The organism is Okibacterium sp. HSC-33S16, assembly GCF_024171565.1.
Taxonomy (GTDB): Bacteria; Actinomycetota; Actinomycetes; order Actinomycetales; family Microbacteriaceae; genus Mycetocola_A.
In genome coordinates, this window is the sequence record NZ_JALJZZ010000006.1 from 204,605 (window position 1) to 227,590 (window position 22,986).

Here is a 22,986-nt window from a genome sequence, read left to right on the forward strand (position 1 = left end):
GTGAAGCATTCGCTCTCGACGCGGCGTCGGGTGGCCGCAGCAATCGTCTGCGTGATCGCCATCGTCGGTGTCTTCGTCGTTCGGCTCGTTGACATCCAGGTCGTCCGCGCCAGCCAACTCGTTGACGACTCACTCGCTAAAACGTCGAGCGCAGGAACCATTTACGCGCCTCGCGGGTCCATCGTTGACACCAATGGAACCATGCTGGCTGGCAGCGTCACGTTGTTCGATGTCACGATCTCACCGAAAGACGTGGACGAGTTCACGAGGACCGGTGAGGACGGGAAGAAAGAGACCGTCAGCGTCGAGCAGGCCATGGCTGAGATCGGTGCCGTCACCGGCCAGACCCCGGAAGAACTGCTCGCCATCGTGGACAAAGCTCTTGAGGTCGATGCCTCAAGCAACTTCGCCTATCTGATCAAAGGCGTCGAGTATGACACCTACCAGGCGCTGCTCACACTCAAGAAGCAGGGGATCTGGTGGATCTACCCGAAGCAGACCTCGGGCCGCACATACCCCAACGGGGCGATCGCCGGTGGTGTGATCGGATACGTCGGCAGTGACAACGTGGGCCTCGGCGGACTGGAGCTTTCGGAGAACAGCTGCCTGAGCGGCGTCAACGGCCAAGAGGCCTACCAGCGAAGCAAAGATGGAGTCGCGCTCCCCGGCACCACCACCGTGACGAAGGAAGCGGAGCCGGGTGGAGAGCTCAAGCTCACCCTGGACGCCGACCTCAACTGGTTCATGCAACAACTCATCGCATCGCAGGTGCAGGCGCAGGCTGCAGCGTGGGGAACCATCACGGTCACCGAAGCGAAGACGGGCAAGATCCGGGCCATCGCCGAAGCGCCGTCGCTCGACCCCAATGACGTATCGGCGACCCCGTCAGACGACCGCCGCTCGCGAGTCTTCCAGAACCGGTTCGAACCGGGCTCTGTGTTCAAACCACTCACCGCAGCGTCCCTCATCGACGCGGGAGTCGCGACGCCGTCGTCCCACGTCGTCGCCGACTACCGCTACAAGCCGTCGAATGGCGCAAGCATCAAGGACGCCCTGCCGCACGAGCGCCAGCAACTCACCCTCGCGGGTGTCCTGCAGACCTCCTCCAACACCGGCACCAGCCAGCTCGGTGAGAAGCTCAGCCCCGAGAAGCGCTACAACTACCTCGACGCTTTCGGAATCGGCCACAAGAGTGAAATCGGATTCCCAGGCGAGCAACGCGGAACCCTGCACCCGTGGGAGGAATGGGACAACCAGACCTACTACACCACCATGTTCGGACAGGGCGTTGACGTCACCGGAATTGAGCTGGCCGGTGCTTATCAGGCCCTCGCCAACAGGGGTGAGAAACTCCCACTTCAACTCATTGAGGGCTGCACGTACCCGGACGGCACCGTCACCGACGTGCCGGAGAAGGCGAAGCCCGAGCGCGTTGTGTCCGAAGAGGCTGCCCTGCAAACGCTGGGAATGATGGAAACCGTGGTCACCGAGGGCTTCTGGTCAGAGGAGCTTGAGATCCCGGGTTACCGCGTAGCTGCCAAGTCCGGAACAGGTGAGCAAATCATCGGCGGTATACTTCAAGACACGTTCTATTCATCCATGGCCGGCGCAGTTCCGGCCGACGACCCTGAATACGTCGTTACCGTGACCCTGAAAGATCCGCTCTACAAGCGCTCATCAGCGGCAGCGGCACCCGTTTTCAAGGAAGCCGTCCTCCAGGTGATCAAGAAGTACGGAATCCCACCGTCGACAACGCCCGGCGCCGATTACCCGGGCTACTACTAACCCACGTGCGCGAGACAAAAGTGTCCTCTCGCGCCATCGGCACCCGTGCGAGCGCCTGCGTGCCTGAAAGAAATTTTTTATGATTCGTTTAACCCTGTCCGAGATTGCCGATCGCCTGTCCGGTTCCCTCCATGTGGAAGGAACGGATGCCACGGGCGATACAGCCGTGGACGGTCCCGTTGAGACTGATTCCCGTGAGATCGTGCCGGGTGGGGTTTTCATCGCCAAGCGCGGTGATGACACCGACGGTCACCTCTTCGTGGATGCTGCCGTCGAACGGGGCGCAGCGCTGGCCATTGTGGAGCATCCCGTCGACGCCCCGGTTGCGCAGATCGTCGTTCCGGATGCGGTCACGGCGTTGGGAGAGCTTGCGCAGTTCGTCGTCGAGCGCGTTCGTGCCGTCGGCACGCTGACCGTCGTCGGGATCACCGGGTCGAACGGTAAGACGACCACGAAGAACATGCTCGAGCGCATTCTCGCGGGGGAGGGCGAGACGGTGGCTCCCATCCGCTCGTTCAACAACGCCGTCGGCGCGCCCACCACAATGCTCCGCATCACCGAGTCGACGCGTTACCTCATCGTTGAGATGGGAGCGAGCGGCATCGGGCACATTGCACGCCTCGTTGCCCTCGCGAAACCGGACATCGGTGTTGTCCTCAAGGTCGGTCTGGCACACGCCGGCGGCTTTGGCGGAATCGAGTCGACCCTCGCCGCGAAGACCGAGATGGTCGCCGACCTGTCGGCTGACGGCGTTGCCATCCTCAACGCCGACGACCCCCGGGTTGCGTCTATGGCCGACAAGACCCGCGCCCGAGTTGTCACATTCGGTCAGGATGCCTCCGCCACGATTCGAGCCACCAACGTCGCCGGTACCCGAACGGGCACGTCGTTCACCGCACATGTCCCCGGCGAGGAATCGGTGTCGGTGCGGCTGCGCGTACTCGGTGAGCACCACGTTTCGAACGCACTCGCCGCACTCGCTGCCGCGCACACCCTGGGCGTCCCGCTGGCACGCGCTGCCGCAGCCCTGGAGACGTTGGAGCGCGCTGAGCGCTGGCGTATGGAGGTGCTCGGCGGTAAGAACGACGTCACTATCATCAACGATGCCTACAACGCCAGCCCCGACTCCATGTCGGCTGCGATCAAGACTCTTGCCCAGATTTCAGAGCCGGGGAAGCGCACAATTGCCGTCCTCGGGGCGATGAGCGAACTCGGTGAGTATTCCGGTGATGAGCACGACCGCATCGGTCTCCAGCTCGTTCGTCTCAACATTTCCCGGCTTGTTGTGGTCGGCCCCGAGGCGCGCCGCATGCACATCAGCGCCATCAACGAAGGTTCGTGGGACGGTGAGAGCGTGTACTTTGGCGATATGGATGCTGCTTACGACTACCTCGCTGCAGAAATCATCCCCGGAGATACGGTGCTCGTAAAGTCCTCGAATTCCGCCAAGTTACGATTCCTGGGTGACCGGTTAGGAGAACTCTTCTCGTGGTAGCACTCCTCACGGCCGGCGCACTGTCCATGGCGTTCTCGCTGTTCCTCACACCAGCGTTTGTGAAACTATTCCGGAAGCTCCAGTGGGGCCAGTTCATCCGGGACGACGGACCCAAGTCGCACCACGCCAAGCGGGGAACGGCGACCATGGGCGGCATCGTCATCATCGCCGCGACTCTCTTCGGCTTCTTCACCGCCATGCTCATCACGGGCGACGCGATCAGTGTGTCCTCGCTCCTCGTGCTCTTTATGATGGTGGGTCTTGGCGTCGTGGGCTTCATTGACGACTTCACGAAGACCCGCAAACAGCGCAGCCTCGGGCTCGGGGGATGGGCGAAGGTCTTCGGTCAGGTGATCGTCGCGGTGATCTTCGGTATTCTCGCGATCAACTTCCCCAGCGCTGAGGGCGTCACACCCGCGTCGACAGCGATCTCCGCGACCCGCGACTTGCCGATCAATCTCATGATCCTCGGGCCGGTCATTGGTGTGGTCCTCTACCTGCTCTGGACAAGTTTCATCGTGACCGCAACCTCCAACGGAGTCAATGTCACAGACGGTCTCGACGGACTCGCCACAGGTGCGTCCATCCTGGCCATCGGCTCCTACGTCGTGATCGGGTTCTGGCAGTACAACCAGTCCTGCTTCGGTTCATCGCTCGCAGACGAAGTCGCATACAAGTGCTACGAAGTTCGAGACCCACTGGCTCTGGCCATCGTCGCCGCAGCTATTTGCGGATCCCTCATCGGCTTCCTATGGTGGAACACATCCCCGGCGTCCATTTTCCTTGGTGACACCGGTTCGCTCGCCCTCGGTGGTGCCATTGCGGCCCTCGCGATCCTCACCCGCACCGAGCTGCTCCTCGTCCTCATCGGCGGCCTCTTCGTCATCGAGACGGGCTCCGTCATCGTCCAGCGTGCCTACTTCAAGATCACCCACGGCAAGCGGATTTTCCGGATGAGTCCAATCCACCACCACTTCGAACTCAAAGGCTGGGCCGAGGTGACGGTCGTGGTCCGGTTCTGGATCGTCGGTGGGCTCCTCGTCGCCGCCGGTGTCGGAACCTTCTACCTGGAATGGATCCTGCGCTAACCATGTCCGATCGTTTGAACTCGCTGACCAGCTGGCACGCCGACTGGAAAGACCTGAAAGTTGCTGTCCTCGGTCTGGGCGTCACGGGCTTTGCCGCAGCGGATACGCTGGCCGAACTTGGAGCAGACGTTCTCGTCCTCGCCCCGGAAGGTGAGAACGAGCGAGCCGGTCTCGTCAACGTGATCGGCGCGCGACTCGTTCAAACCGAGCTCAGCACGGTTCCCGCCGAACTGGTTGAACTGCGCCCAGACGTCATCATCGTTTCCCCGGGATTTCACCCCGATCACCCCATTCTTGAATGGGCCGCCACGCAGAGTGTCCCGGTGTGGGGAGACATCGAACTGGCCTGGCGCGTGCGCGACAAAGTGGGAACTCCGGCCGAGTGGATCCTCGTCACCGGCACCAACGGCAAGACGACCACCGTCCAGCTCACGGCCGCCATGCTCGCCGAAGCTGGGCTGCGAGTTGCTCCCTGCGGCAACATCGGCGTGCCCGTGCTCGACGCCGTTCGCGACCCACAAGGTTTCGATGTCTTCGTCGTCGAGCTCTCCAGCTACCAACTGCACTACCTCAGCGGTCAATCGGGTCCCGACTTCGTCACTCCGCACTCGAGTGCGTGCCTCAACATCGCCCTGGACCACATCGACTGGCACGGTTCCTTCGAGGCGTACGTGACGGCAAAGGGTCAGGTCTACGACCGCACGCGCGTTGCCTGCATCTACAACAAGTCCGACTCGCGCACTGAGGCGCTGCTTCGGGACGCGGAGGTCGAGGAGGGCGCCCGTGCGATCGGTTTCGACCTCGGTGTTCCCGGTCCAAGTGACTTCGGCATCGTCGACGGCATCATCGTCGATCGGGCGTTCCTCGATGAGCGATCCACCTCGGCGCTCGAGATCACCACGATCGACGACCTCGATGCTGCCGGCCTCGCGGCCCCCCACATCGTCGCCAACGTACTTGCCGCAAGCGCTCTCGCCCGCTCGTATGGAGTGACACCCGCCCAGGTCCGCTCGGCACTTGCGAAGTTCCGGCTCGATGCCCACCGAATCCAGCTGGTCCTCACCAGCGGAAGCATTAGCTGGGTTAACGACTCGAAGGCTACGAACCCGCACGCCGCGAACGCATCACTGGCCGCATACCCATCAGTGGTGTGGATTCTGGGCGGCCTGTTGAAGGGCGTTGACGTCAGCGAACTCATCGCCCGGCACAGCGACAGGCTCCGAGGAGCGGTCGTGATTGGTAAGGATCGGTCGGCCGTGCTCAGCGCATTCCAGCGACACGCGCCGCACGTCCCCCTCGTCGAGGTCGACGCAGATGACACTGAAGATGTCATGCCGCAAGCCGTCGATCTTGCATCGAAAATCGCGGTGGCTGGCGACGTGGTGCTCCTTGCACCGGCTGCGGCATCGATGGACCAGTTCATCGATTACGCGGAACGTGGCCGACGTTTCTCGGATGCTGTACGTGAACGATGGGAAGGTGAGGCAGATGACCGCCCCACCAACCGACCGTCTGCGTAGCGAGGAAACCGGCGCCAGAAGCACGAGAATCCGTCTGGGCGCATACATCCGCCCGGAGTCCAGCAATTACCTGCTCGTCCTCTGCACCACCGTCTTCCTCGTGGGTGTCGGACTGGTCATGGTGCTTTCGAGCTCATCGGTCGATTCATTCCTCGACAACAAGGGTTTCTTCGGCGGATTCTGGAAACAGGCCACCTACGCACTCATCGGCATCCCGCTCATGCTGGTCATCTCCCGCATCCCGGTGCGCTTCTGGAAGAAGTGGGCATGGCTTGCACTCTTTGGCGCCCTCATCCTCCAGCTCCTCGTCTTCAGTCCTCTCGGTATTGCCGAGGGTGGTAACCGAAACTGGATCGCGGTCGGACCCATCAACGGCCAGCCGTCGGAGCTGCTCAAGCTCGCCCTGGCCGTCTGGCTCGGGTTCATCCTGGGCAAAAAGATCAACCTGCTGAGCAACTGGAAGCACGCGCTTATCCCGGTTGTTCCTGTCTCCGCTCTGGCGCTCGGACTGGTTCTGGGCGGCCACGACCTCGGAACCGTTGTCATCATGGCGGGCATCGTCATCGGCGCCATGTTCTTTGCCAACCTCAAGCTTCGTTATGTGCTCGTGCCTTTCCTCGCCGGCATCGCGCTTTTCGCGGTTATGGCTCTCATCAGCCCGAACCGCATGGCGCGCATCCTCACCTTCCTCGACGCGGAGTGCGCTGACTACGAGAACCTGTGCTGGCAACCCCTCCACGGCACCTGGGCGTTGGCCAACGGGGGAGTGTTCGGACTCGGCCTCGGAAACTCCCGCGAGAAGTACTCCTGGCTTCCAGCGGCATCGAATGACTACATCTTCGCCATCATCGGTGAAGAGCTCGGCCTCATCGGGGCGACCGTCGTGCTCATCATGTTTGTCCTTCTCGCCGTCTCTTTCGTTCGCGTGATCCGATCGAGCACCGACCCATTCGTTCGCATCACCACCGGCGCCATCATGGTCTGGATTATCGGCCAGGCTTTCGTCAACATTGGCGTCGTTCTCAGGCTTCTCCCGGTTCTCGGTGTTCCACTTCCCTTTATCTCCGCGGGAGGAACGGCACTCCTGACGTCCCTCTGCGCCGTCGGCATCGTGCTCTCGTTCGCGCGAGAGCAAGCCACGAAACCCCGATTCCCCGTAACAGGAGAGCGATACACCCGATGACGAATTACCTCCTCGCCGGCGGAGGAACCGCTGGCCACGTCAATCCACTTCTTGCAATTGCGGATGCCATCACTGAACGTGATTCTGACGCTCGCGTTTTCGTTCTGGGTACGAAGGAAGGACTCGAAGCCCGCCTCGTTCCCGAGCGAGGCTATGAACTCCTCACCATCGAGAAACTCCCGTTCCCCCGACGGGTCAACCGCTCGGCGTTCAGCTTTGCCCCGCGCTTCTCCGCAGCTGTTCGCAACGTTGTCGACATGATTTCCACCCATCAGATCGACGTCGTCGTTGGCTTCGGTGGATACGCATCGGCTCCGGCTTACCTCGCCGCCCGACGTGCGAAGGTGCCCCTCGTCCTCCACGAGGCGAACGCCAAGCCCGGGCTCGCCAATCGCCTCGGTGCCCGGTACACCCGGTTTGTCGGCGTCGCCTTCCATGGAACCCGCTTGCGCAACTCCCGGTTCGTCGGAATGCCGCTCCGTCGCGAGATTGAACGGCTCGACCGTGACGCGGCCCGCCGGGAAGCACGCGACGTTTTCGATCTTGCTGACGACCGCCCAACACTCCTCGTCACCGGCGGTTCCCTCGGAGCACGCAAGGTGAACCGCACGATCTACGATTCCCGCGACATGATTATCGACGCCGGATTCCAGATCCTGCACATCACCGGCGACAAGTCAGACCTGACCGATCCGGGCACCCGGCACTACCGCATGGCACCGTACTGCGACCGCATGGATCTCGCACTCGCTGTGGCGGACTTTGCGGTCTCACGCGCGGGAGCCGCGACGGTGTCGGAGCTCAGCGCCCTGGGTATTCCGGCGGCCTACGTTCCCTACCCGGTTGGGAACGGTGAGCAGCGCTATAACGCCGCTGACGCCGTGAACGCCGGCGGAGCGGTGATTGTTCTCGATGCGAAGTTCACCCCCGAGTGGATCTCGTCGTCGCTCATCCCGCTCATGACCGATCGCATGCGGGTCCAGGACATGGCCGTTCAGTCGCGGCTAATGGGAACACTCGAAGGATCCAGCCGAATGCTGACCCTCATCGACGAGGCAGTCGGCTCGTCCTCGTCCTGACTCCCATCCGACGGGCTTAAACTCAAGCTGCCACACGGCGCGAACCATCAACAGGAAGTACAGCGTGATCAAACCCGACTTCAGCATCGAGATTCCGAGTGAACTGGGCGCTGTCCATTTCGTGGGCATCGGCGGATCAGGGATGAGCGGCATTGCTCGCCTCTTCCTCGCGGCCGGTCACACGGTCACCGGCTCCGATGTTCGTGACTCCTCGAACATCGCGGCGCTGCGTGAGCTGGGCGCAACCATCGCCATCGGGCACGACGCCGCCAACGTCGGTTCGGCTGACACCCTCGTGGTGACCAGCGCACTCTGGCCGACCAACCCGGAGTACGTCCTGGCGCAGGAACGGGGCATCCCGGTGCTGCACCGCTCCCAGGCCCTTGCCTGGCTCATCAACCAGAAGCGCCTGGTGGCAGTTGCGGGTGCGCACGGCAAGACCACTTCCACGGGCATGATCATCACCGGCCTGCTTGGCCTGTCCGAGAGCCCCAGTTTCGTCAACGGCGGCGTCATCGAGTCGCTTGGCGTCTCGAGTGCCACCGGCACCGGCGAGCTCTTTGTGGTCGAGGCTGACGAGTCTGACGGCTCCTTCCTCCTCTACGACACGGCCGTCGCTTTGATCACCAACGTGGATGCCGACCACCTCGATCACTATGGATCGCTCGAGGCGTTCGACGACGCGTTCGTGGAGTTCGCCCAGAAGGCATCCGAATTCGTTGTGATCTCGTCCGACGACCCCGGTGCTGTTCGGGTCACCAAGAAGCTGACCAACAAGCGCGTCATCACGTTCGGCGAAAGCCCTGATGCAGACGTTCGAGTATCGTCAATCAGCACCGAGGGACCCGTCTCGTTCATCGTCAGCTTCGAGGGGCAGGACAACGGCGCGACGCTCCGCATCCCGGGCAAGCACAACGCCATCAACGCGGCCGGCGCTCTCGCCGTCCTCGTCGGCCTCGGCTTCGGAGCCGCTGAGTCCCTCGCTGCGATCGCCGAGTTCGGTGGCACCGAGCGGCGCTTCGAACTCCACGGAACCGTCGACGGCGTCAGCGTGTACGACGACTACGCTCACCACCCGACCGAAGTAGCTGCAGCCCTGTCGGCCGCGCGCACGGTCGTCGGCACTGGCCGCATCATCGCTGTGCACCAGCCGCATCTCTACAGCCGGACCCGGCTGATGGCTCGCGAATTCGCAGACACCCTCGAGTCCCACGCCGACCAGACGATCGTCCTCGACGTCTACGGCGCTCGGGAGGATCCCGAACCTGGCGTGACCGGTGCCCTGGTGTCGGAGAAGTTCACCGACCCGTCTAAGGTGAAGTTCATCTCGGACTGGCAGGACGCCGCAGACTACGTTGCCTCGATCGCCCAGCCCGGCGACTACGTCATTACGCTGGGCTGCGGAGACGTGTACCGGATCGTCCCGCAGCTGCTGGGGTCGCTCACGGCCGCGCGGGACTAAGCAATGAAACGACCCTCCGGCTTTACGCCGCAGCGGCCGGCGGAGACCGGTGGAGCGGCCGAACGTCCGGCCGACGGCGCACGGGCCCCACGGGCAGATCCGATCCCGTTATTCGGTCGAGAGGCGTCGACGCCGTCTGCCGAGACACACACCGAGGCTCCCGCGCCACGGCCCGATTGGGTGAACCCGCGCGAGGCGCGCAAGCGCCGTAAGCGTGTCGAAAAGGCCGAGGTCAAGCGATTCACCGCAACCTCGCGCCGCCTGCGTCGCAATTGGCTGATCGGAATCGGCAGCATCCTCGCCCTGGCGCTCATCGCTGTTCTTGCGGCGTACACGCCCGTTCTCTCCGTTCGCCAGATCCAGGTCGAGGGTGCCTTCCGGGTCAATTCCGACGCCGTGGTGAAAGACCTGTCTAGCCAGCTCGGCTCGCCGTTTCCCCTCGTTGACGACACCGCCATCAAGGCAGCGCTCGTGCAATACCCACTGATCGAGTCATACTCGGTCCAGGCGCGACCGCCATCGACACTGATCGTGCGTTTGGTTGAGCGTACTCCCGTCGGCACGGTCGCCACTCCGACTGGATTTTCTGTGGTGGATGCCGCTGGCGTCGTTATTGAGCAATCGGAAAGTCAGCCGGCGAACTATCCGTTAATCGCCGTTGACGGTGGAACGGAAGCACCCGGTTTCCTTCCCGCCGCTGCCGTGCTGCGGAGTCTCCCTGATGAGCTGTTTGCCACCGTCGATGAGGTCACCGCGACGACCCAGGACGATGTGAGCTTCACCCTGCGCGAGAGTGAGGCGCGCATCGTCTGGGGCAGCTCGGACGAGTCAAAGCTCAAGGCATACACGCTCACTAGGCTCATGGCGTCACAACCGGGGTTCGACGTCTACGACGTCAGCTCGCCGAGCGTCGCCGTCGTTCGGTAGTCGCGCGATTTTCTCCACCGGATCACCGACACGCGGGGAGTCGTCCCGTCCGCGGGGGGAACTGGCCCTAACGTCAATCACAAGAAATGCATACTGAGCATAACTTTAAACCTTAACCTGAGGTTGAGAGTTCTCACCGGAGGCCGGACGTGACTACAAACCAGAACTACCTTGCCGTAATCAAGGTCGTCGGCATTGGCGGCGGCGGCGTCAATGCTGTCAATCGAATGATTGAGCTCGGCCTTCGCGGCGTCGAGTTCATCGCCATCAATACCGACGCGCAGGCGCTGCTCATGAGCGACGCCGACGTAAAGCTTGACGTCGGTCGCGAGATCACTCGCGGTCTCGGCGCAGGTGCCGATCCCGAGGTTGGCCGACGCGCCGCCGAGGACCACGCGGAAGAAATCGAAGAAGCACTCGCCGGCGCAGACATGGTCTTCGTCACGGCGGGTGAGGGTGGTGGCACCGGTACCGGTGGCGCTCCCGTCGTTGCTCGCATCGCCAAGTCGATCGGCGCCCTGACCATCGGTGTCGTCACGAAGCCGTTCGGTTTCGAAGGCCGCCGTCGCCAGGCCCAGGCCGAGCTCGGCGTCGCCAAGCTCAAGGAAGAAGTCGACACACTTATCGTCGTGCCGAACGACCGCCTGCTGGAAATCAGCGACCGGGGCATCAGCATGCTCGAGGCGTTCTCGACCGCCGACCAGGTGCTCCTGGCTGGTGTTCAGGGGATCACCGACCTCATCACCACCCCCGGCCTTATCAACCTCGACTTCGCTGACGTCAAGAGCGTCATGCAGGGCGCGGGTTCCGCACTCATGGGAATCGGTTCCTCTCGCGGTGCCGACCGTGCCATCAAGGCGGCGGAGCTCGCCGTCGCATCTCCGTTGCTCGAAGCTTCGATCGAGGGCGCTCACGGAGTGCTGCTGTCCATCCAGGGCGGGTCCAACCTCGGTATCTTCGAGATCAATGACGCAGCGCGTCTTGTGCAGGAAGCGGTCCACCCCGAGGCCAACATCATCTTCGGTGCCGTTATCGACGACACCCTCGGTGATGAGGTTCGCGTCACGGTCATCGCTGCTGGTTTCGACGGGGGAGAGCCCCCGTCGCGCGGTGGCGAGTCGGTTCGTGACGCCGTTATGACGACCGGTGGCGTGATGACCAGCACTCCAGCCGCAGCTGCTGCTGCGTCTTCCGGAAGCAGTGAGACGCCCGTGAGTAGTTCGGTGCTGACCGAGGCACCGCAGACTTGGCGCGTGACCGAAGAAGCATTGTCGACTCCGCCAGCAACCGCCGACCCGGCGTTCGCTGACGAAGACGAGCTCGACATCCCCGATTTCCTCAAGTAGGAATGAACTCTTCGAACGAACAAACGCTCGGTCAGCTTCCGCTGGCCGAGCGTTTGGCGTCGGTCAGTGCCGGAATCAGCGCGGCCGTGGCCGATGCCGGTCGAGCAACCGACGCGGTGACGACCATCGTTGTGACGAAGTTCCATCCCGCATCACTGATTGAGGAGCTCTACGCGCTCGGTGTACGTGACGTGGGCGAAAACCGTCACCAGGAGGCTTCAGCCAAGGCCAGCGAGCTCGCCTCGCTGACAGATCTGTCCTGGCACTTCGTCGGACAGCTCCAGTCGAAGAAGGCTCGACAGGCGCGCCAGTACGCGTCAGTGGTTCACTCGGTCGACCGCCCAGCCTTGGTGAGCGCACTGGACGCCGCCGGCGGTGATTTCCCGCCGCTGCCGTGCTTCGTCCAAGTCAATCTGACGGACGACGAAGGGCGAGGGGGAGTGCAGCCCGACGGCCTGGAGGCACTCGTCGAACGGGTTCTCGACGCCGAGAGCCTGGAGCTCTGGGGCGTGATGGCCGTCGCGCCGCTCGGCGAGGAGCCTCGCGCCGCGTTCGCCCGGCTGCGCGGATATTCCGAGCGCGTTATCGCCCTTGAACCGAGGGCGACACGCATCTCTGCCGGGATGTCACACGACTACACGGAAGCCATCCTCGAAGGCGCGACACACCTTCGGATTGGGACGGCAATCACGGGAAACCGACCATCAGCCGGTTAATCTTCATAGAGAAGGAACCGCACAAACGGAGGTAGCGATGTCCAACCCGCTGAAGAAGACCATGGTCTACCTTGGCCTCGCAGACGATGATCTCGAGTACGAGGAGCGCGAGGCGCCCGCGCAGCAGGCAACGCCTGCCGCACAGGGCTCGAACGCCAGCAGCAGCTCGACCAGCGCTTCGGCGCAGGGGGCGACTCCCGTTGCGAACCGTGCCCCGGTTACACCTCTTCGTCGGCCGACGGCGACCAAGCAGGCCGCACCGAGCGAGCTCAACGAGATCCTTACCGTGCACCCCAAGCAGTACCGCGACGCCCAGGTCATCGCGGAAACATTCCGTGACGGCGTTCCCGTCATCATCAATCTTTCACAGATGAGCGAGGGCGATGCGAAGCGCCTGATCGACTTCGCCAGCGGGCTGTCACAGGGCCTGTACGGCAAGATTGAGCGCGTTACGAGCAAGGTGTTCCTGCTCTCACCGCAGCACGTTGCCGTGCTCGGAGATGCCGGTGGAGCTGCCGCGGCAGAATCCACCTTCTTCGCTCAGCAATAATTGACGGGTGGACTCCGTTCTTTCTCTGATTCGTAACATCCTCTACTTCGCGCTGCTGCTGTACTTCTTCGTGATGTGGGCGCGATTCGCGCTCGATCTCGCGCGGACGTTCAAGCCGCGGTGGCGGCCTCAGGGCTTCGGCCTTGTCGCCGCTGAGTTCGTCTACTCCCTGACCGACCCACCCATCCGCTTCTTCCGGCGTATCCTTCCGCCGATCCGGATGGGCGCGCTTGCGCTGGACTTCGGCTGGAGCATCACGATGCTCTGCGTGATCATCGCCATGACCCTGGTCAACGTGATCCTGCGCTAAGTCCGTTCGTAGCGGTATCCTGAAAGACACGTGTCCCGGTAGCTGCATCCTCAGGTTGAGATCCGAGGATTTTGCTAGCGTAGGCACGTCCAATCGAGCCAAACAAGTAAGAGGTGGGAAGCCATGGCGCTAACTCCGGAAGATGTTGTCAACAAGCAGTTCCAGCAGACCAAGTTCCGCGAGGGCTACGACCAGGACGAGGTCGACGATTTCCTCGATGAGGTCGTTGTCGAACTGCGTCGCCTGCTCCAGGAGAACCAGGAGCTCCAGGCCAAGCTTGAGGCTGCCGGATCGGGCACCGCTGAGCGCCCCGCCGAGCCTGTTGCAGCCACTCCGACCCCCGCTGCCGCCGCACCGGTTGCCGCTGCTCCGGTTGCACAGCCCGCCAGCGCCCAGGACGACTCCGAGTCCTCCTCGAGCCTCCTGCAGTTGGCCCGTCGCCTCCACGACGAGCACGTTCGCGAGGGTGCCGAGAAGCGCGACTCACTCATCGCCGAAGGCCACGCAACGGCCGCTCGTGTCGTCGCCGAGGCCGAAGCCAAGCAGCGCGCGCAGATGAACATCCTCAACGAGGAGCGTTCGAAGCTCGAGAAGAAGATCGACGGCCTGCGCGAGTTCGAGCGCGAGTACCGCCAGAAGCTGCGCGGTTACATCGAGGGTCAGCTCAAGGAACTCGACGCCAACGGCGGCCCGAGCTCTCAGGGAACCGGTTCTGGCTTCGTGTCCAGCACCGAAAAGTCCAACGTCTAAGGTTTTGCCCAAGACACCAACTGGTACTTCCAGTGCTCGAGCGCTCGTCGTTCTCGCGGTCCTCGCGGGAACGGCGCTGGCGCTCGATCAATTCACGAAACACCTCGTCGTCACCAACCTGCCGCTCGGCGAGCAGGTCCCGGTTCTTGGCGAGCTGCTCATCCTGCAGTTCGTCAAGAACCCGGGGGCGGCGTTTTCGCTTGCTGCCGGCAGTACCTGGATCTTCTCGATCCTCGCTACCGGCGTCACCGTCGCCATCATCATTTTCGCGCGAAAGATCCGCTCGATCGGCTGGGCCGTTGTCTTCGGCCTCCTGCTCGGCGGGGTTCTCGGTAACCTCACCGATCGCCTCCTGCGCGAACCGTCGTTCGGCCTGGGCCACGTCATCGACTTCATCTCGACTCCGTGGATGATGCCCGCGATCTACAACGTCGCCGACGTCTGCATCGTGTCGAGCATGGGCTTGTTCATCATCCTCACCCTGCGCGGCATCAACCTGGACGGCACACGAACCGTCTCCAGCAAAAAACCTGAAGCGGATGCCACGGCGTTGCCAGGCTCAGACGCCGTCAGTTCTGAACGTGGAGACTTAAAGACAGATTCAGCGTCGACCACCTCCGCGCCCGAGTCCCCGGCCCAGCCGGACTCGAGCCCAGACGCGAAGCACTTGCCCGCCTGATGGAGTCGCGCAGCCTTCCCATCCCCGACGGGCTGGACGGATCCCGAGTGGACGCCGGACTGGCCAAAGTGCTCGGGTTCTCCCGAAGCTTCGCGGCCGAGGTCGCTGAGGCCGGTGGAGTGAGCGTCGACGGCCGCATCCTCGACAAGTCCGATCGACTGCGCGCCGGCGGCTGGCTCGAGGTCAACTGGGCCCCCAGGCAGGAAGCAGTCATCGTTCCCGTTGTGGTCAGTGACCTCGGCGTGATCTACGACGACGACGACATCATCGTCGTCGACAAACCGGTTGGCGTCGCCGCGCACCCATCGGTGGGGTGGACCGGCCCGACCGTCCTCGGTGCCCTCGCCGGCGCCGGCTATTCGGTGTCGACGTCAGGGGCGCCCGAGCGCGCCGGGATCGTGCACAGGCTCGACGTCGGCACAACCGGACTCATGGTCGTCGCCAAGAGCGAGCGGGCATACACCGCGCTCAAGCGGGCGTTCCACGACCGAGACGTCGAGAAGGTGTACCACGCCATCGTGCAGGGTCACCCCGACCCGCTTGCCGGCACCATCGACGCGCCGATCGGCCGTCACCCCAGGCACGACTGGAAGTTCGCTGTCACGGCCGACGGCAAGCCGTCGGTCACGCACTACGAAACGTTGGAAGCTTTTCCGAGCGCTTCGCTGCTCGAGGTGCACCTCGAATCTGGCCGAACACACCAGATCCGCGTGCACATGGCGGCCCAACGGCATCCGTGCGTCGGAGATCCGCTGTACGGCGCCGACCCGACGATTTCCGCCCGACTGGGACTTACGCGGCAGTGGCTTCACGCGCGCCAACTGTCGTTCAACCACCCAGGCTCGGGGGAGTGGGTCACCTTCACCTCCGACTACCCGGCCGACCTGCAACACGCTCTCGATGTCCTCCGCGAGGATTAGGCTTGTAGTCCAGCCCCTCAGCTTCCCGGAGAAGTCTTGACCTCATCAGACGACTCGTTCGTTCACCTGCATGTCCACAGCGAGTATTCGATGCTCGACGGCGCCGCGCGCGTCAAACCACTCATTGATGCGGCCATCGCCGAGAAAATGCCCGCTGTTGCGGTCACCGACCACGGCAACATGTTCGGCTCGTTCGACTTCTGGCGTACCGCGACAGCAGCCGGTATTAAGCCGATCATCGGCACCGAGGCCTACGTCACCCCAGGCACGCACCGGAGCGACAAGACGCGTGTGCGTTGGGGCTCGAGCAGCCAGGGGCGTGACGACGTTTCGGGTAGCGGTGCCTACACGCACATGACGCTGCTCAGCGAGACCACCGAGGGCATGCACAACCTGTTCCGGATGTCGTCGCTCGCGTCGATCGAGGGCTACTACTTCAAGCCGCGAATGGACCGCGAGCTGCTGTCGACATACGCGAAGGGCGTCATTGGCACGACCGGCTGCGCGGGTGGAGAGATCCAGACCCGCCTTCGGCTGGGGCAGTACGACGAAGCCAAGAAGGCGGCCGCTGAGTTCCAGGACATTTTCGGCAAAGACAACTTCTTCTGCGAGGTGATGGACCACGGCATCGACGTCGAACGACGAACGATGACCGACCTGTTCCGCCTGGCGAAGGAACTCGACCTGCCTCTCCTGGCGACCAACGACCTCCACTACACGCACGCACACGACGCCAAGGCGCACGCCGCGCTGCTGTGTGTGCAGTCCGGCTCAACACTCGACGACCCCAACCGGTTCAAGTTCGACGCCGACGAGTTCTACCTGAAGTCGGCCGAGCAGATGCGACAGCTGTTCCGCGATCACCCCGAGGCCTGTGACAATACCCTCGCCATCGCCGAGCGGTGCAACGTCGAGTTCAACACGAGCGCGAGCTACATGCCCCGGTTCCCGGTCCCCGCCGGTGAGACGGAGGAGACCTGGTTCCTCAAGGAGGTCGAGCGCGGTCTCCACGTTCGCTACCCGAACGGCATCCCAGACGACGTGCGCACCCGCGCCAACTATGAAGCCGGCGTCATCGTGCAGATGGGCTTCCCCGGTTACTTCCTCGTGGTCTCCGACTTCATCAAGTGGTCGAAGGAAAACGGCATTCGCGTCGGCCCTGGCCGCGGTTCGGGTGCTGGCTCCATGGTCGCGTACGCCATGAAGATCACCGACCTTGACCCACTGGTGCACGGCCTCATCTTCGAACGGTTCCTCAACCCCGACCGTGTGTCCATGCCCGACTTCGACGTCGACTTCGATGACCGGCGACGTGGTGAAGTGATTCACTACGTCACCGAAAAGTACGGCGACGAGCGCGTTGCCCAGATTGTCACCTACGGAACGATTAAGGCGAAGCAGGCACTCAAAGACTCGTCTCGGGTCCTGGGCTTCCCGTTTGGCATGGGTGACAAGCTCACCAAAGCCATGCCGCCACCCGTGATGGGCAAGGACGTGCCGCTGACGGGCATCTTCGACAAGACCCACCCGCGGTACAAGGAAACCGTTGACCTCCGCACGATCGTTGAGACCGATCCGGAAGCGAAGACGGTGTTCGATACCGCGCTTGGCATTGAGAACCTCAAGCGTCAGTGGGGTGTGCACGCCGCCGGTGTGATCATGTCGAGCGACCCGCTCATCGACATCATCCCGATCATGAAGCGCGAGCAAGACGGCCAGATCGTCACCCAGTTCGACTACCCGGCGTGTGAATCTCTCGGGTTGATCAAGATGGACTTCCTGGGGCTTCGTAACCTCACGATTGTCAGCGACGCGCTCGACAACATCGAATCGAACCGTGGTCACCGCATCGAGCTCGAAGAGCTGCCGCTCGATGACCCCGGGGCATACGAGCTTCTCGCCCGCGGAGACACGCTGGGTGTGTTCCAGCTCGACGGTGGCCCGATGCGTAGCCTGCTGCGGTCGATGAAGCCCGACAACTTCGAAGACATCTCGGCCGTCATTGCGCTCTACCGTCCGGGCCCGATGGGTGCTGACTCGCACACGAATTACGCCTTACGCAAGAACGGCCTGCAGGCGATCACTCCGATCCATCCCGAGCTCGAAGAACCGCTCCAGGAGATTCTCGGCCAGACCTATGGCCTGATCATCTATCAGGAGCAGGTGATGAGCGTCGCGCAGAAGGTCGCTGGCTTCTCGCTGGGCCAGGCAGACATTCTGCGCCGTGCGATGGGTAAGAAAAAGAAGTCCGAGCTGGACAAGCAGTTTGAGGGCTTCAGTGGCGGAATGCGCGAGCGCGGCTATTCCGATGCCGCAGTGAAGGCTCTCTGGGACATCCTCCTGCCGTTCTCCGACTACGCATTCAACAAGGCACACTCCGCCGCATACGGTGTGGTGTCGTATTGGACCGCATACCTCAAAGCTCACTATCCGGCTGAGTACATGGCGGCGCTGCTCACGAGTGTCGGCGACGCCCGCGACAAGCTCGCCGTCTACCTCAACGAGTGCCGGCGGATGGGCATCCAGGTTCTCCCCCCTGACGTCAACCAGTCAATCGGCTTCTTCGCCGCCGTCGGTGAAGACATCCGGTTCGGCTTAGGCGCTGTCCGCAACGTCGGATTCAATGTCGTCGAGGCGATTCGTGCCACCCGCGAGCGTGAGGGGGAGTTCACCTCGTTCCACGACTTCCTTCGCAAGGTTCCTCTCCAGGTCGCCAACAAGCGCACCATGGAGTCCCTGATCAAGGCCGGTGCCTTTGACTCGCTGGGAGCCACACGACGCGGACTCATCGAAATTCACGAAGACGCGGTTGAAAGTGCCGTCAGCCTCAAACGCAATGAGGCGAACGGCCAAGTTGATCTCTTCGGTGGCATTTTCGAGCTGGATGCGTCGGCTGAAGCTATCCCGGACCGTCCGGAATGGTCGAAGAAAGACAAGCTCGCCTTCGAACGCGACATGCTTGGGCTCTACGTGTCCGATCACCCGCTGGCCGGCCTCGAGCTCGAACTGGCCAAGCACGCGTCGACGACAATCACCGACCTGCTCACATCCGACCACACCGAAGACGGCGACACCGTCACCATCGCCGGTTTGACGACGAGCGTGCAGCATCGAGTTGCGAAGACCTCGGGCAACCAGTACGGGATGATCCAGGTCGAAGACTTCGGCGGTGAAATCACCGTGATGTTTATGGGTAAGGCGTACCAAGAATTCGCGCCAACGCTGGTCAACGACTCCGTGGTTGTCGTGCGCGGCCGCGTCAGCATGCGCGACGACGGTATGAACCTGCACGCATACAGCATCTTCTCGCCCGAGACCGGACAGGGTGGCTCAACCGGTCCGCTCACGCTCACCATGCCGGACTTCCGCGCGACCACAGACGTTGTTACCCAACTTGGCGGCATCCTCACGCGTCACTCCGGTGATTCTGAGGTGCGATTGAAGCTCGTGCGCGGCGACACAGCGCGCCTGTTTGAGATTCCCTATCCGGTCAAAGTGACGCCCGATCTCTTCGGAGAACTGAAGTCGTTGCTGGGGCCGAATTGCCTCGGCTAGTATCGGCTGCACCCGTTCGGGGTACAGTGGTGCCTCGTCGGAATGACCGTGCCCGTCACGGTGATCAAAGGAAACTGTGATGAAGAACCCCGAAAACCCGCCCGTCGAACCTCAGCAGCCGCCGGCGCGTGACTCCGGTCAGAGTGTCGACGATGCAGGGGCCTCATTCCCGGCAGCTCAACCAGCAGAGCATCCTGCGACGTCCGGTCACGAGCCGTACTCGGCTCAACCGTCTGTCCCGCAGGGTGGCTTCCCAGAGCAGCACCAGTACGTTGCCCGGCCGGGAGTCGGCGAACCGCACCCTGCCCAGGCAGGCCAGCCCCAGCAGTACGGCCAGCCCCAGCAGTATGCGGCACCTGCTTCCGCATACCCACAGCCGCGGCAATATGGTGCTCCGAATTCCTCGTACCCTCAGCCCCAGCAGTTCGGCACACCGGCACAGCCGAAGCCGCGCCGTCCGCGTGTCAACGAGAACGGGGTTGCGTATGGTGTGGGTCCGTTCACCCTGCGTGAAGCGATCTTCGTGGCCCTCGCCGCACTCGTTCTCATCTCCTCCTTCCTCCCGTTCATCGGCGGTGTATATGCCGATCTCTTCGGATACACCAGTCTCTGGGCGCCGGCGCCGTGGCTCGCGATCCCCGGTGCGCTCCTGCTCGCTGCCGCTGCCGCTCTGATGGTGCTCCGCCGGCTGCAGCCTGCGCGCCGCATTCGGATCGGTTCTCTCTCCGTCGACCAGTTCGCTTCAGCGATGGCCATCGCGACGGTCGGCTTCTACGTGGGCGCCCTGTTCCTTCTCCTGGGCTTCTCCGCCTGGTTCGGAGGAAACGCGTTCGGCCGCGATGCCGATGTGATTGTGCCTGGACCCGGCTTGATCCTCGGCCTTATTTTTGCCGTCGCAAGCCTTGTCCCGACGACTTTCGCACCGTTCACAGCGCCGCTCAAGGACGACTTCGAACGCCGTGAAGACATTTCAGCGCACCCACTTGCCCGAGAGGCGAACCCGGTTCCTCGCCGGCCGCGTTCGGTCCGTCCGGACAGCGCGCAGCGCGCGGAGGTCCACTCCTACAGCCAGGAGAACACCGGCACGGTGCAACTCACACCGGCAGACGCTCGTCCTGAAGACTTCGCGGCCTACCGCCGAAAAGGGTGGTCGCCCAAGCCCGCTGGGACGTATGACGAGAGCCTCGGCGGCTTATACGCTGAGCCCAGCACAGGGGAGGCGCGCACGGAGTCGCCCCAGCCAACTGAGCCCCCGAGTTCGGCGCAGCCGGCTGCCGGGAGCGACGATCCTCAGCCCCGTCGGAGTGACGACGATGTCGACGAGGTCCATTTCGCCGACGAGCCTGCTCCCGTGTCAGCGATACGGCACGTCGCCGAGCAGGAAACGCTCGGTGACGCCGAAATACCCACTCCGGAACCAGCAACTCGCTCGTCTGAGCCACCGCAGGTTGAAGAGCCGGCCGAAACCGAAACGTCACGGATCGATGACTCTGTGCCTGACGCCGCGGCCTCAGCCGCTACGCCGCCGGCAGTGTCCGCCCAGCCGTTCTGGGTCTACTCACCGGTGCCCCTTCCCGTCGTGGACGAAACATCGGGACAGACGGTGTTCGAGATCGGACCCAGCGCGTGGGCGCTTGCCATCGTCGACCGCGGCAGTGAACTTGTCATCCGCCATGACGACGGACGGGTTGGCGTCCTCCGTCAGCTCGGCGGGATCATGCGAGGTTAGGCAACTTCGCCCGGGCGCAGGTACTGGCGCTCATGGTAGAGCAGGGGGGCGTCGTCGGCGCCGACATCGCCGCCCTCGATCTGCACGACGACCACGACACTGTTGTGGACGGGGAATCGTTCGATGATGCGCCCGACCATCCACGTGGTGACGTTGTCGAGGACCGGCAGCCCATGCGCTCCCTCATGCCAGTGTTCGCCGACAAAGCGCGACGCGTTGTCGCCGCTCATGATTTCAGCAAGCGACCGGTTTCGCGCCCCAAGCATGTGAATGACCAGTCGCTCGGTCTCAGCGATGGCGGGCCAACTGCTCGCGCTTCGCGCCATGTTGAAGGTGGCCAGGGGAGGCACGGCGCTCAACGAAGCGAGCGACGTTGCCGTGAACCCCACCGGTTTTCCCTGGGCATCCAAGGCCGTGATGGCTGCGACTCCCGCAGCATGCCGACGGAAAGCGGCTTTGAACGCTTCGAGATCGTCCTGCATGGGGTTCATCGTATGTTGAGTTCCTTTCAGCTGCGCCGAATGCCTGACCTTGCGACGTCGGGCGATAGGCTGGTATCGCCATGATCCAGAGCACAATCCACACACTCGACCTGCGCGGTCTTCAGCCTACTCGCGCTGAACTACTGAACCTCATCCCTCGACCTGTCGTGAATATTGCGGTAGCGAGCGAAGCCGCTGAACGACTCATCAGCGAGGTGCGACGTGACGGCGAGGTGGCCCTCCAGCGCCACGCGGCCGCCTTCGATCGCGTCGAAAACGTTCAGGTGCGTGTCGAACCAGCCGAGATTGCCGCGGCTGTCGCTGGTCTGGATCCCGAGGTGCGCAGCGCTCTCGAAGCGTCGATCGACCGTGTGCGTCGCGCGAGCGAATCTCAACTGCACTCTCCGGTGACTACGACGCTGAGCCCCGGCGCATCAGTGCACCAGCGCTGGCAGCCCGTCGACCGCGTCGGACTTTACGTTCCGGGCGGGAAAGCGGCCCTGTCCTCGAGCGTGGTCATGAATGTCGTCCCGGCGCAAGTCGCCGGTGTTCCCTCCATTGCACTGGCCTCTCCGGCGCAGAGCGACTTCGGCGGGCGCGTGCACCCCACAATTCTTGGAGCGGCCGGTCTGCTCGGAATCGACGAGGTGTACGTCATGGGTGGGGCGAGTGCGATTGGCGCACTGGCTTACGGCGTCCCCTCCCTCGGACTCGAACCGGTTGACGTGGTCACCGGCCCTGGGAACATCTACGTCGCGGCGGCTAAACGCCTGGTGCGCGGCGTCGTCGGCATCGACTCCGAAGCCGGCACCACCGAGATCCTCGTCATCGCGGACGCGAGTGCGAACGCGCGCTTCGTCGCGGCGGACCTGATCAGCCAGGCCGAACACGACGAGGCTGCGGCGTCACTTCTCGTCACGACATCGGCAGACTTTGCTGCCCAGGTGGTTCGTGAGCTGGACGAGCAAGCAGCTGTTACCCCCAATTCCGCTCGAGTGCGCGAAGCCCTCGGTGGTCAGCAGTCCGCCATTGTCCTTGTGGACGACCTCGCCACGGCTGCCCGGTTCAGCAACGCTTACGGTCCCGAACACCTCGAGATCCAGACCGAGGACAACAGCGCTGTGCTCAGCACGATCACGAGTGCCGGTGCCATTTTCCTGGGCGCCCACTCGCCGGTCAGTGTCGGCGACTACCTCGCCGGTTCTAACCATGTGCTGCCCACCGGCGGTCAGGCCCGGTTCTCGTCAGGGCTGGGGGCGTACACGTTCCTGCGCCCGCAGCAGATCATTGACTATGGCCGCGATGCGCTCGAAGAGGTCGCTGCCCAGGTTGTTGCGCTCAGTGGCGCAGAAGCGCTGCCCGCACACGGTGCCGCCGTCACCGTGCGATTCTCCTAGGCGTTGTCCGAAC

The 22,986-nt window shown here is 63.2% G+C and carries 19 protein-coding genes; 18 read left to right on the forward strand and 1 reads right to left on the reverse strand.

The genetic code is table 11. The features are described from left to right. From L1277_RS15820 to L1277_RS14230, 17 genes are all read left to right on the forward strand, one after another. Window positions 1-1,785: a penicillin-binding protein 2 gene (locus L1277_RS15820; RefSeq protein ID WP_253377299.1), complete on the forward strand. Its 1,785-nt coding sequence runs from the start codon at window positions 1-3 to the stop codon at window positions 1,783-1,785. A gap of 79 nt (window positions 1,786-1,864) precedes the next feature. Beyond that, window positions 1,865-3,280, forward strand: coding sequence for a UDP-N-acetylmuramoyl-tripeptide--D-alanyl-D-alanine ligase (gene murF / locus L1277_RS14155; RefSeq protein ID WP_253377301.1), 1,416 nt, complete (start codon window positions 1,865-1,867; stop codon window positions 3,278-3,280). Beyond that, window positions 3,274-4,368, forward strand: coding sequence for a phospho-N-acetylmuramoyl-pentapeptide-transferase (mraY, locus tag L1277_RS14160; RefSeq protein WP_253377303.1), 1,095 nt, complete (start codon window positions 3,274-3,276; stop codon window positions 4,366-4,368). Before murF ends, mraY begins: the two co-directional genes overlap by 7 nt. A gap of 2 nt (window positions 4,369-4,370) precedes the next feature. Continuing rightward, a complete protein-coding gene (gene murD, locus L1277_RS14165; protein ID WP_253377305.1) occupies window positions 4,371-5,888 on the forward strand; it encodes a UDP-N-acetylmuramoyl-L-alanine--D-glutamate ligase in 1,518 nt (505 codons plus the stop codon). After that, a complete protein-coding gene (gene ftsW / locus L1277_RS14170) occupies window positions 5,857-7,071 on the forward strand; it encodes a putative lipid II flippase FtsW (RefSeq protein ID WP_253377306.1) in 1,215 nt (404 codons plus the stop codon). The genes murD and ftsW overlap by 32 nt, the downstream gene beginning before the upstream one ends. After that, on the forward strand, window positions 7,068-8,150 hold the full coding sequence (locus L1277_RS14175; RefSeq protein ID WP_253377307.1) for a glycosyltransferase: 1,083 nt from the start codon (window positions 7,068-7,070) through the stop codon (window positions 8,148-8,150). Before ftsW ends, L1277_RS14175 begins: the two co-directional genes overlap by 4 nt. A gap of 64 nt (window positions 8,151-8,214) precedes the next feature. Continuing rightward, window positions 8,215-9,612, forward strand: coding sequence for a UDP-N-acetylmuramate--L-alanine ligase (gene murC / locus L1277_RS14180; protein WP_253377308.1), 1,398 nt, complete (start codon window positions 8,215-8,217; stop codon window positions 9,610-9,612). A 3-nt stretch (window positions 9,613-9,615) separates the two neighbouring features. Further along, a complete protein-coding gene (locus tag L1277_RS14185; RefSeq protein ID WP_253377309.1) occupies window positions 9,616-10,539 on the forward strand; it encodes an FtsQ-type POTRA domain-containing protein in 924 nt (307 codons plus the stop codon). A 149-nt stretch (window positions 10,540-10,688) separates the two neighbouring features. Continuing rightward, the gene (gene ftsZ, locus L1277_RS14190) at window positions 10,689-11,885 is read left to right on the forward strand and encodes a cell division protein FtsZ (protein ID WP_253377310.1); all 1,197 of its coding nucleotides are present in this window, start codon (window positions 10,689-10,691) and stop codon (window positions 11,883-11,885) included. A gap of 2 nt (window positions 11,886-11,887) precedes the next feature. After that, a complete protein-coding gene (locus L1277_RS14195; protein ID WP_253377311.1) occupies window positions 11,888-12,601 on the forward strand; it encodes a YggS family pyridoxal phosphate-dependent enzyme in 714 nt (237 codons plus the stop codon). Window positions 12,602-12,638: 37 nt separating this feature from the next. Then, window positions 12,639-13,151: a cell division protein SepF gene (locus tag L1277_RS14200; protein WP_253377312.1), complete on the forward strand. Its 513-nt coding sequence runs from the start codon at window positions 12,639-12,641 to the stop codon at window positions 13,149-13,151. A 7-nt stretch (window positions 13,152-13,158) separates the two neighbouring features. Continuing rightward, window positions 13,159-13,461, forward strand: a complete 303-nt coding sequence (locus L1277_RS14205) for a YggT family protein (protein WP_308215108.1) — start codon at window positions 13,159-13,161, stop codon at window positions 13,459-13,461. Between the two features lie 123 nt (window positions 13,462-13,584). Beyond that, on the forward strand, window positions 13,585-14,211 hold the full coding sequence (locus tag L1277_RS14210) for a DivIVA domain-containing protein (protein ID WP_253377313.1): 627 nt from the start codon (window positions 13,585-13,587) through the stop codon (window positions 14,209-14,211). Window positions 14,212-14,215: 4 nt separating this feature from the next. Continuing rightward, window positions 14,216-14,890 carry a signal peptidase II gene (lspA, locus tag L1277_RS14215; protein WP_256481721.1) on the forward strand — a complete coding sequence of 225 codons (675 nt, stop codon included), beginning with the start codon at window positions 14,216-14,218 and terminating at the stop codon, window positions 14,888-14,890. Continuing rightward, window positions 14,890-15,810: an RluA family pseudouridine synthase gene (locus tag L1277_RS14220; protein WP_253377314.1), complete on the forward strand. Its 921-nt coding sequence runs from the start codon at window positions 14,890-14,892 to the stop codon at window positions 15,808-15,810. Before lspA ends, L1277_RS14220 begins: the two co-directional genes overlap by 1 nt. Window positions 15,811-15,846: 36 nt before the next feature. Then, window positions 15,847-19,365, forward strand: a complete 3,519-nt coding sequence (gene dnaE / locus L1277_RS14225; protein WP_256481722.1) for a DNA polymerase III subunit alpha — start codon at window positions 15,847-15,849, stop codon at window positions 19,363-19,365. 79 nt (window positions 19,366-19,444) lie between these two features. Beyond that, entirely contained in the window at window positions 19,445-21,094 is a 1,650-nt protein-coding gene (locus L1277_RS14230; RefSeq protein ID WP_253377315.1) for a hypothetical protein, read from the forward strand. Here the strand turns inward: L1277_RS14230 and L1277_RS14235 are convergent. Next, window positions 21,091-21,576: a flavin reductase family protein gene (locus L1277_RS14235; RefSeq protein ID WP_253377316.1), complete on the reverse strand. Its 486-nt coding sequence runs from the start codon at window positions 21,574-21,576 to the stop codon at window positions 21,091-21,093. The genes L1277_RS14230 and L1277_RS14235 overlap by 4 nt on opposite strands. 80 nt (window positions 21,577-21,656) lie before the next feature. Here L1277_RS14235 and hisD point away from each other — a divergent pair, with 80 nt between their 5' ends. After that, on the forward strand, window positions 21,657-22,973 hold the full coding sequence (hisD, locus tag L1277_RS14240; RefSeq protein WP_253377317.1) for a histidinol dehydrogenase: 1,317 nt from the start codon (window positions 21,657-21,659) through the stop codon (window positions 22,971-22,973). Window positions 22,974-22,986 lie beyond the last annotated feature (13 nt).

Coding starts and splice junctions, on each gene's coding strand:
- murF (WP_253377301.1), top strand. CDS start 1,865: ATGATTCGTTTAACCCTGTCCGAGATTGCCGATCGCCTGTCCGGTTCC.
- murD (WP_253377305.1), top strand. CDS start 4,371: ATGTCCGATCGTTTGAACTCGCTGACCAGCTGGCACGCCGACTGGAAA.
- ftsW (WP_253377306.1), top strand. CDS start 5,857: ATGACCGCCCCACCAACCGACCGTCTGCGTAGCGAGGAAACCGGCGCC.
- L1277_RS14175 (WP_253377307.1), top strand. CDS start 7,068: ATGACGAATTACCTCCTCGCCGGCGGAGGAACCGCTGGCCACGTCAAT.
- L1277_RS14185 (WP_253377309.1), top strand. CDS start 9,616: ATGAAACGACCCTCCGGCTTTACGCCGCAGCGGCCGGCGGAGACCGGT.
- L1277_RS14195 (WP_253377311.1), top strand. CDS start 11,888: ATGAACTCTTCGAACGAACAAACGCTCGGTCAGCTTCCGCTGGCCGAG.
- L1277_RS14200 (WP_253377312.1), top strand. CDS start 12,639: ATGTCCAACCCGCTGAAGAAGACCATGGTCTACCTTGGCCTCGCAGAC.
- L1277_RS14210 (WP_253377313.1), top strand. CDS start 13,585: ATGGCGCTAACTCCGGAAGATGTTGTCAACAAGCAGTTCCAGCAGACC.
- L1277_RS14220 (WP_253377314.1), top strand. CDS start 14,890: ATGGAGTCGCGCAGCCTTCCCATCCCCGACGGGCTGGACGGATCCCGA.
- L1277_RS14230 (WP_253377315.1), top strand. CDS start 19,445: ATGAAGAACCCCGAAAACCCGCCCGTCGAACCTCAGCAGCCGCCGGCG.
- L1277_RS14235 (WP_253377316.1), bottom strand. CDS start 21,576: ATGCAGGACGATCTCGAAGCGTTCAAAGCCGCTTTCCGTCGGCATGCT.
- hisD (WP_253377317.1), top strand. CDS start 21,657: ATGATCCAGAGCACAATCCACACACTCGACCTGCGCGGTCTTCAGCCT.